Origin of the sequence: Cyanobium sp. LEGE 06143 (genome assembly GCF_015207535.1) — a bacterium.
Lineage (GTDB): Bacteria > Cyanobacteriota > Cyanobacteriia > PCC-6307 > Cyanobiaceae > NIES-981.
In genome coordinates this window covers 1-7,398 of the sequence record NZ_JADEWP010000126.1, presented here as the reverse complement: position 1 = coordinate 7,398, position 7,398 = coordinate 1, and the positions used below count along the sequence as shown (strand labels likewise).

9 protein-coding genes are annotated in these 7,398 nt (G+C 70.1%); 5 read left to right on the top strand and 4 right to left on the bottom strand.

All coding sequences use genetic code 11. The features are described from left to right. Together IQ216_RS09585 and IQ216_RS09580 are read left to right on the top strand one after the other, a co-directional pair. A partial coding sequence (locus IQ216_RS09585) for an LD-carboxypeptidase (RefSeq protein ID WP_193815292.1) occupies positions 1 to 696 on the top strand: 696 nt, incomplete at its 5' end. Between the two features lie 225 nt (positions 697 to 921). Beyond that, on the top strand, positions 922 to 1,335 hold the full coding sequence (locus tag IQ216_RS09580; protein WP_193815291.1) for a hypothetical protein: 414 nt from the start codon (positions 922 to 924) through the stop codon (positions 1,333 to 1,335). A 15-nt stretch (positions 1,336 to 1,350) separates the two neighbouring features. Here IQ216_RS09580 and ispD read toward each other — a convergent pair whose 3' ends face one another. Then, positions 1,351 to 2,061 (bottom strand): 2-C-methyl-D-erythritol 4-phosphate cytidylyltransferase, encoded by a 711-nt coding sequence (gene ispD / locus IQ216_RS09575; protein WP_193815290.1) that lies wholly within the window; start codon positions 2,059 to 2,061, stop codon positions 1,351 to 1,353. A gap of 68 nt (positions 2,062 to 2,129) precedes the next feature. Here ispD and IQ216_RS09570 point away from each other — a divergent pair, with 68 nt between their 5' ends. Both IQ216_RS09570 and fabG read left to right on the top strand, forming a co-directional pair. After that, entirely contained in the window at positions 2,130 to 2,963 is an 834-nt protein-coding gene (locus IQ216_RS09570) for a glycosyltransferase family 9 protein (RefSeq protein WP_193815289.1), read from the top strand. 66 nt (positions 2,964 to 3,029) lie between these two features. Next, the gene (gene fabG, locus IQ216_RS09565; protein WP_193815288.1) at positions 3,030 to 3,782 is read left to right on the top strand and encodes a 3-oxoacyl-[acyl-carrier-protein] reductase; all 753 of its coding nucleotides are present in this window, start codon (positions 3,030 to 3,032) and stop codon (positions 3,780 to 3,782) included. Positions 3,783 to 3,818: 36 nt separating this feature from the next. Here the strand turns inward: fabG and IQ216_RS09560 are convergent, their stop codons facing one another. Further along, the gene (locus IQ216_RS09560) at positions 3,819 to 4,058 is read right to left on the bottom strand and encodes a hypothetical protein (protein ID WP_193815293.1); all 240 of its coding nucleotides are present in this window, start codon (positions 4,056 to 4,058) and stop codon (positions 3,819 to 3,821) included. A gap of 137 nt (positions 4,059 to 4,195) precedes the next feature. Here IQ216_RS09560 and groL point away from each other — a divergent pair, with 137 nt between their 5' ends. Continuing rightward, positions 4,196 to 5,872, top strand: coding sequence for a chaperonin GroEL (groL, locus tag IQ216_RS09555; protein WP_193815287.1), 1,677 nt, complete (start codon positions 4,196 to 4,198; stop codon positions 5,870 to 5,872). 25 nt (positions 5,873 to 5,897) lie between these two features. Here groL and IQ216_RS09550 read toward each other — a convergent pair whose 3' ends face one another. Next, positions 5,898 to 6,584, bottom strand: a complete 687-nt coding sequence (locus IQ216_RS09550) for an N-acetylmannosamine-6-phosphate 2-epimerase (protein ID WP_193815286.1) — start codon at positions 6,582 to 6,584, stop codon at positions 5,898 to 5,900. A 2-nt stretch (positions 6,585 to 6,586) separates the two neighbouring features. Then, the coding region (locus IQ216_RS09545; RefSeq protein ID WP_228007349.1) for a hypothetical protein at positions 6,587 to 7,398 on the bottom strand (812 nt) is incomplete at its 5' end.

Genomic DNA, 7,398 nt, shown 5'->3' with positions numbered 1-7,398 from the left:
GAACACGTGGGGGCCGAGCTGCTGGCCTGCCTGCGCGGGGGCTGGGGGGCGGCCCGGCTGCTGGAGCAGTCCTTCACCAGCCTTTCTCCCCGCTGGCTGCTGGGCTTCAGCGATGTCACGGCCCTGCTCTGGGCCCAGCTGGCCCAGGGGCACGGCGGTGGCGTGCATGGCCCCCTGCTCACCAGCCTGGCGGCGGAGCCGTCCTGGAGCCAGGAGCGGCTGCGGGCCCTGTTGTTCGGGGAGCCGGTGGCCGACCTGCCGGGCACCCCATGGCGGGGTGGCGTGGCCGAAGGCCCCCTGCTGGTGGCGAATCTCACCGTGGCCACCCACCTGCTCGGTACTCCCCACCTGCCCGACCTGCGCGGCGCCATCCTGGTGATCGAAGACGTGGGCGAAGCTCCCTACCGGATCGATCGGATGCTCACCCACTGGCGCCTGAGTGGCGCCCTGGGTCAGTTGGCAGGCATCGGCCTGGGCCAGTTCAGCGGCTGCGACGACCCCGCTGGCGATGGGCCCAGCGCTGCCAACCCGGCCCGCTTCAGCCTCGAGCAGGTGCTGCGGGAGCGCACGGGGGATCTGGGCGTTCCTGTGCTAGCTGGTCTGCCGGTGGGCCATGAGGCCGGCAACGGGGCCCTGCCCCTGGGCGCCCGGGCCCGACTCGACGCTGAGGCGGGGTTGCTGAGGCTGGTGGGGTAAGGCATTGCGGCCCGGCAGCACCACTGCCTTTGCTGCTCTGGAGCGAAACCAGGGCCGTCTTTAGGGTGAAGAGTGCCCTTTCTCCCTGTGCAGCTGATGGCCGTGCGCCTGCGTTGGTTCTGGACTGGGGCTGCTGCACTGGCGCTCTGCGCGGCTCTGGCCCCTGCCGCCCCTGCTCAGCCGCTATAGAACGGCAACCGTGCGGGCTCAGAGCCGAGGCGGCCCGTGACCACCAATTACCTCAAGGACCCGAAACACCACTACAGCTTTTCTCAGTGGTGCCTTAATCAAGTTCCGGGCATAACAGAGGAAGAGCAATATACCGTTTCATCGATGATGGAAAGTATTAGGAATGAAGGGTTTTTAGGTGTTTGCGAAGGCATGGAAGCCTTCCTCATGAACAAGCAGCACAAATTGGTCTTAACCGAAAGCCTTATCGTTGATGTCTCGCCGCTGTTATCGATCCGAGGCGCCAAGAACCTCATGGGTGTCTACATGGAGAACCTCGGCGTTCCCCAGTCTGAAGTCTACAAGATGGATGTGCTGGAAACCCTGCCCCGGTTGAAACGCTTCACCTTGCCCGATTCAGCTGGGGCGCGATCCAAATGCCCGCTCAGCAACCCGGAGATCTGTCAGTAACCCTCAGATCTGCGTTTAGGGCCGGCTGGGTTGACCGTGGCCAGTCCCGGCCCTGGCCGCCAGCACCGCCGCCGCCACCGTGAGATCAAACGGCGTGGTGAGCTTGATGTTGGCGGCCGGAGCCTCCAGCACCTGCACCGGCCAGCCCAGCCGCTCGAACAGGGCCGCGTCATCGGTGACACTCCAGCCCTCGGCGGCCGCCCGGGCGTGGGCCTGGCGCAGGGCGGTCACGGCAAACCCCTGGGGCGTCTGGGCGGCCCAGAGGCCGCTGCGCTCCGGGGTGGCGAAAATGGCGCCACTGCCGTCCACCTGCTTGATCGTGTCGGTCACCGGCGAGGCGGCAATCACCGCCAGGCCCTGCTCCACCGCCGCGGCGCAGCGCGCCAGCAACTCCGGCTCCACCAGGCAGCGGGCGCCATCGTGGATCAATACGCCACTAGCCTCCGCCGGCAAGGCCTCCAGGCCCCGGCTCACCGACTCCTGGCGGCTGTTGCCCCCCAGGATCCACTGCACCGGGCGATCCGGCCTGGCGGCCTCGATGATCGCCGCCACCTCTTCGGCATCCACCGCCTGGCCCACGATGCCGATCCAGCGGATGGCCGCGCAGGCTAGGGCGGCGTCGAGGGTCCAGGCCAGCACCGGCCGCCCGGCCACCTGCAGCAGCAACTTGTTGCCGGGGGCGCCCATGCGGCGGCCACTGCCGGCGGCGGCGATCAACAGATGCACAGGCGTCTCCCGCGGCCAGGCGCGTCCGGAACCGCTCCATACAATCAGTCCGCCGTGACTGCCCCTCGATGCGCGCCCTGTTCCTGCTGCCCGGCGACAGCAGCCGGCAGCTCCAGGCCTTCCCTGCTGTGGCCGCCGTGGCGGACCAGCTCAAGGCGGTGGTGCAGGTGGTCTGCCCCGCTGAAGCGGTTGGTCTCTGGCGCCTGCACCCCGGCGTCAGCCGTGCCCTGCCCTTCAGCTTCGCCAACGCCACCCTCGCCGACTGGGCCAACCTGCTGGGCTCGGTGCGGGAGCCCGATTTCCAGCTCTGCATCAACCGCGCTCCCAGTCGGGCCATGGACCTGATGCTGTCCATGAGCCACATCCCCACCCGGGTGGCCAGCCAGGGCTTCTCGGCCACCGCACTGGTGCAGGCGCCCGAGGGGGGATGGCCCGCCCAGTCCTGGGAGGCCTGGCTGCGGCCCCTGGGGCTGAGCCTGGATGCCGAGGCCTTCCGCCTGCCGATCCCGCCGGCCGATCTGCAGACCGCCGCCGCCGCCCTGCCCGCCGGCGATGGGCCCTTGCTGCTGCAGGCCCCGGCGGGGGGGGCTGGCGACTGGCCGTCCGAATGCTGGCAGGAGCTGCCGGCCCTGATCGCCGCCCAGCTGCCCGGGCTGCGCAGCGCCAGCGCCGGAGAGGGTTCCTGGAGCCAGCGGGCCGCACGGCTGGCCTGCGCCGATGTGGTGCTGGCCAGCGATCCGGCCAGCGTGGAGCTGGCCCTGCTGCTGGGCGTGCCGCTGGTGGCCCTCGGGGCTGCAGCCGGCGACCTCCCCCAGCGCGAGGGAGTCAAAGCGCTGGGSRATCCAGACGAGCTGTCCCAGCTCGGCAGCGCCGCCGTGCTGAGCGCCCTGGGGCTGGCCTGAGCGGCCCCCAGCCCAGCGGGTGATGGGCCTCGCCATACGATCGGCGCCACTCACCCCTCCCCCTCGATGGCCGTCGCCGCTCCCCTCACCGGTCAGGTCGCCCTGGTCACCGGCGCCAGCCGCGGCATCGGCGCGGCGATCGCCCTGGAACTGGCCGCCAACGGCGCCACCGTGGTGGTGAACTACGCCAGCTCCGAACAGGCCGCGGCCGATGTCGTGGGTGCCATCGAGGCCGCCGGTGGCACGGCCTGGGCCCACCGGGCCAACGTGGCCGAGGAAGCCGAGGTGGAGGCGATGGTGAAGGCGGTGCTGGAGCGCGAGGGCCGCCTCGACGTGCTGGTCAACAACGCCGGCATCACCCGCGACGGGCTGCTGATGCGCATGAAGACCGCCGACTGGCAGAGCGTCATCGACCTCAACCTCACCGGCGTGTTCCTCTGCACCAGGGCCGTGAGCCGGCCGATGCTGAAGGCCAGGAGCGGCCGCATCATCAACATCACCTCGGTGGTGGGGCTGTGCGGCAATGCCGGCCAGGCCAACTACAGCGCCGCCAAGGCCGGGGTGATCGGCCTCACCCGCAGCAACGCCGCCGAGTTCGCCGCCCGGGGCGTCACCGTGAATGCGGTGGCCCCCGGCTTCATCGAGAGCGACATGACCGCCTCCCTCGACAAGGAGCCGATCCTCAAGGCCATCCCCCTGGGCCGCATGGGCAGCGCCGCCGAAGTGGCCGGGGCGGTGCGCTTCCTGGCCGCCGATCCCAGCGCCGCCTACATGACCGGCCAGGTGCTTCAGGTGGATGGCGGCATGGTGATGCGCTGAGCGCCGCGGCACAACCCACCGCGCCATCCGCCGGGCTCAGCCGCCGATCGGTTGGCCCAGCTCCTCCCGCAGCCGGCGGATCCGCTGCAGCAGCCGCAGCCGCCGGCTGCGCGCCGTGAGCGTGAGGTAGAGCCGCAGCGGCACATAGATCAGTGCCATGAGCAGCCCGAGCGCCGTGACCAGCACGAACACCATGGCGTTGGCGCCGCTGGCGGTGCTCAGGGGCATGGCTTCGGCTGAAGCCGTGTCAAGGGCGCTCTGAAGCAACTCGTCCAAGACCTCTGTGCGGCTCCAGGCCCCCTCACCAGACCTTATCGGTCCGTCAGGACAGCCCGACAGTCTTTTCGGCTTTCCCTACCGGACCAGGCCCCAGGCCGCGTGGGAACCTGAAGCATTGGACCTCCTGTGAGCCGATGACCAAGCTGGTCAGCTTTTCCGACGCCTCCCGCGCCGCTCTGGAGCGGGGTGTCAACGCCCTCGCCGATGCCGTTCGGGTGACCATCGGTCCGAAGGGACGCAATGTGGTGCTCGAGAAGAAGTTCGGCGCCCCCGACATCGTCAACGACGGCGTGACGATCGCCAAGGAAATCGAACTGGAGGATCCCTTCGAAAATCTCGGCGCCAAGCTGATGCAGCAGGTGGCGAGCAAGACCAAGGACGAGGCCGGTGACGGCACCACCACCGCCACCGTGCTGGCCCAGGCCCTGGTGCGGGAGGGCATGCGCAACGTGGCCGCCGGCGCCAGCCCCGTGAACCTGCGCCGCGGCATGGAGCGGGCTGCCGCCCTGGTGGTGGAGGGCATCGCCGCCCGGGCCGTGCCCGTGGAGGGCGACGCGATCCGCCAGGTGGCCAGCGTCAGCGCCGGCAACGACGACGAGATCGGCGCCATGATCGCCCAGGCGATGGAGAAGGTGAGCGTCGATGGCGTGATCACGGTGGAGGAGTCCAACTCCCTGGCCACCGAGCTCGAGATCACTGAAGGCATGGCCTTCGACCGCGGCTACAGCTCCCCCTATTTCGTGACCGATCCGGAGCGCCGGGAGTGCGTGTTCGACGCTGCTCTGATCCTGATCACCGATCGCAAGATCAGCAGCATCGCCGATCTGGTGCCGGTGCTGGAAGCCGTGTCCAAGAGCGGCCGCCCGCTGCTGATCCTGGCCGAGGAGGTGGAGGGTGAAGCCCTGGCCACCCTGGTGGTGAACAAGAACCGTGGCGTGCTCCAGGTGGCCGCCGTGCGCGCCCCCTCCTTCGGGGATCGCCGCAAGGCCTACCTGCAGGACATCGCCACCCTCACCGGCGCCACGGTGGTGAGCGAAGACCAGGCCATGACCCTGGAGAAGGCCACCCTGGCCGACCTGGGCCAGGCCCGGCGCATCACGATCACCAAGGACAGCACCACGATCGTGGCCAGCGAGGAACATCAGGCCGCTGTGACTGAGCGCATCGCCTCGATCCGCCGCCAGCTGGCCGCCACCGACTCCGACTACGACCGCGAGAAGCTGCAGGAGCGGATCGCCAAGCTGGCCGGTGGCGTGGCCGTGATCAAAGTGGGGGCCCCCACCGAAACCGAGCTGCGCAACCGCAAGCTGCGCATCGAGGACGCCCTCAACGCCACCCGAGCCGCCGTCGAAGAGGGCATCGTGGCCGGTGGCGGCACCACCCTGCTGGAACTGGCGGAAACCCTCTCCGAGCTGGCTGCCCACTGCCAGGGCGATGAGCGCACCGGCGTGGAGATCGTCAAGCGGGCCCTGGCTGAGCCGGTGCGCCAGATCGCCGTGAACGCGGGCATCGACGGCTCCGTGGTGAGCGCCGAGATCCTGCGCGGCGGCAAGGGCTACAACGCCTTCAGCGGTGAATACGAAGACCTGCTGGCCGCCGGCATTCTCGATGCCGCCAAGGTCACCAGGCTGGCGCTCCAGGACGCTGTGTCGATCGCGGCCCTGTTGATCACCACCGAAGCCGTGATCGCCGACAAGCCCGAACCGCCCGCGGCCGCAGGCCCCGGCGACGACATGGGAGGGATGGGTGGTATGGGCGGAATGGGTGGTATGGGCGGCATGGGCGGTATGGGGATGCCCGGCATGATGTGAGCCGGGCTGCGCTTCCCGCCCCCCCTCAGGGCTGGGCGAGCGCCCTCAGGTAGGCCGCCACCTGCAGATCGATCCCGGTGATCGCCGTGCCCACCACCACCGCATCGGCCCCGTGCGCCAGCGCCGCGCGGGCCTGGGCTGCCGAGTGAATCCCTCCCTCACAGATGAGGGCCACCTCCTTGGGGAGAGAGGCCCGCAAGGGCGCCAGCAGGTCCATGGCCGGAGGGGGGCAGCTGGCGGTGTCGTCGGTGTAGCCGAACAGGGTGGTCCCCACCCAGCCGCAACCCAGCTCGGCGGCCCGCAGGCCGTGGGCCAGGGAATCCACATCGGCCATCAGGGGTGCCCCCAGCTCCTGAGCGGCCCGGCGGATCAGCTCCGCCAGATCTTCGCCGCAGGGCCGCGGTCGGCTCGTGGCATCGATGGCCACCACATCGGCCCCAGCCGCCCACACGGCCTGGATGTCGATCCAGGTGGGGGTGATATACACCGCACTGCCGGGGTAGGTGCGCTTCCAGAGCCCCACGATCAGGGCCTCCGGGCAGCGCCGACGCACCGCACCGATGTGTTCGGGACTCTCCAGCCGCACCCCGCTGGCGCCCTGGTTGAGGCTGGCCTCCGCCATGGCCGCGATCACCTCGGGGTGACGCATGGGTGATCCCTCCGGGGCCTGCACCGACACGATCAGCCCCCGGGGCCATGGCGCCTTGGCCATGCTCAGCTCGCCTCCGGCAGCTGATCGTCATGGAGCCACGAGCGCAGGCGTGCCAGCGAGGCCGGCACCGGCGCGGGCCCTACGGTTCCAGGGGCCTGGCCGTTGGGGGTAGCCACCAGCTGGAGGCGGCGCAGCAGGGGGTCACGATCGACCTGCTGCGCCGGCAGCGGGGCTGCATGGGCCGGGGACGAAGCTGCAGATCCGCCCCCTGCGAACACCATCAGGTCGGAAGCCTGGAGGGCAGCCAGCTTCGGCTCGCCCGGCCGGGGATCAGCCACCTCGGGCTCAGCATCAGCGAGCTGCTCAGCAGCGGGCTTCCAGGCCTCAGCAAGCTGGCCCAGCTCTGCCTGCTCTTGTTCCAGATCCTCCAGCCAGGACGCGATCAGAGCCGCCCCGGACTCTGCGCCCGCGGAGTCCAGAGTTGCGGCAGAGCTAAGAGCGGCACTGAAACCGCCCATTCCCTCCAGGCCGGACGCAACCGGTGCCCAGGGATCAGCCACGGGAGCCTCGTCGATCACGTCCTTGGCCCGTGGCTCTGCGGCGGCGACCGCCACAAGAGGAGCCTGGGCCCCATCCTCGGCCGCCGGCCTCACCTGTGGTTCCACTCCCACCAGGGCGGCAAGCCAGTTGCAGGCCTCGGCGCCTTGGATGGGTTCCAGCTTGCGCTGCAGCAGGCTCTCAAGGGCGACCACGCCGCGGCGGTGCACGAACCGCTCACCCAGGCGGCGGGCCAGGGGGCCATCGCGCTCAGCCACGGCAGCCAGGAGCCGCGCCTCCGGATCAGGACGGTCCGGGGCGGGGAAGCGGGGAGTAC

What these genes read in the sequence shown, in the direction of transcription:
- fabG (WP_193815288.1), top strand. Translation starts at nt 3,030, where the DNA reads ATGGCCGTCGCCGCTCCCCTCACCGGTCAGGTCGCCCTGGTCACCGGC.
- groL (WP_193815287.1), top strand. Translation starts at nt 4,196, where the DNA reads ATGACCAAGCTGGTCAGCTTTTCCGACGCCTCCCGCGCCGCTCTGGAG.
- IQ216_RS09550 (WP_193815286.1), bottom strand. Translation starts at nt 6,584, where the DNA reads ATGGCCAAGGCGCCATGGCCCCGGGGGCTGATCGTGTCGGTGCAGGCC.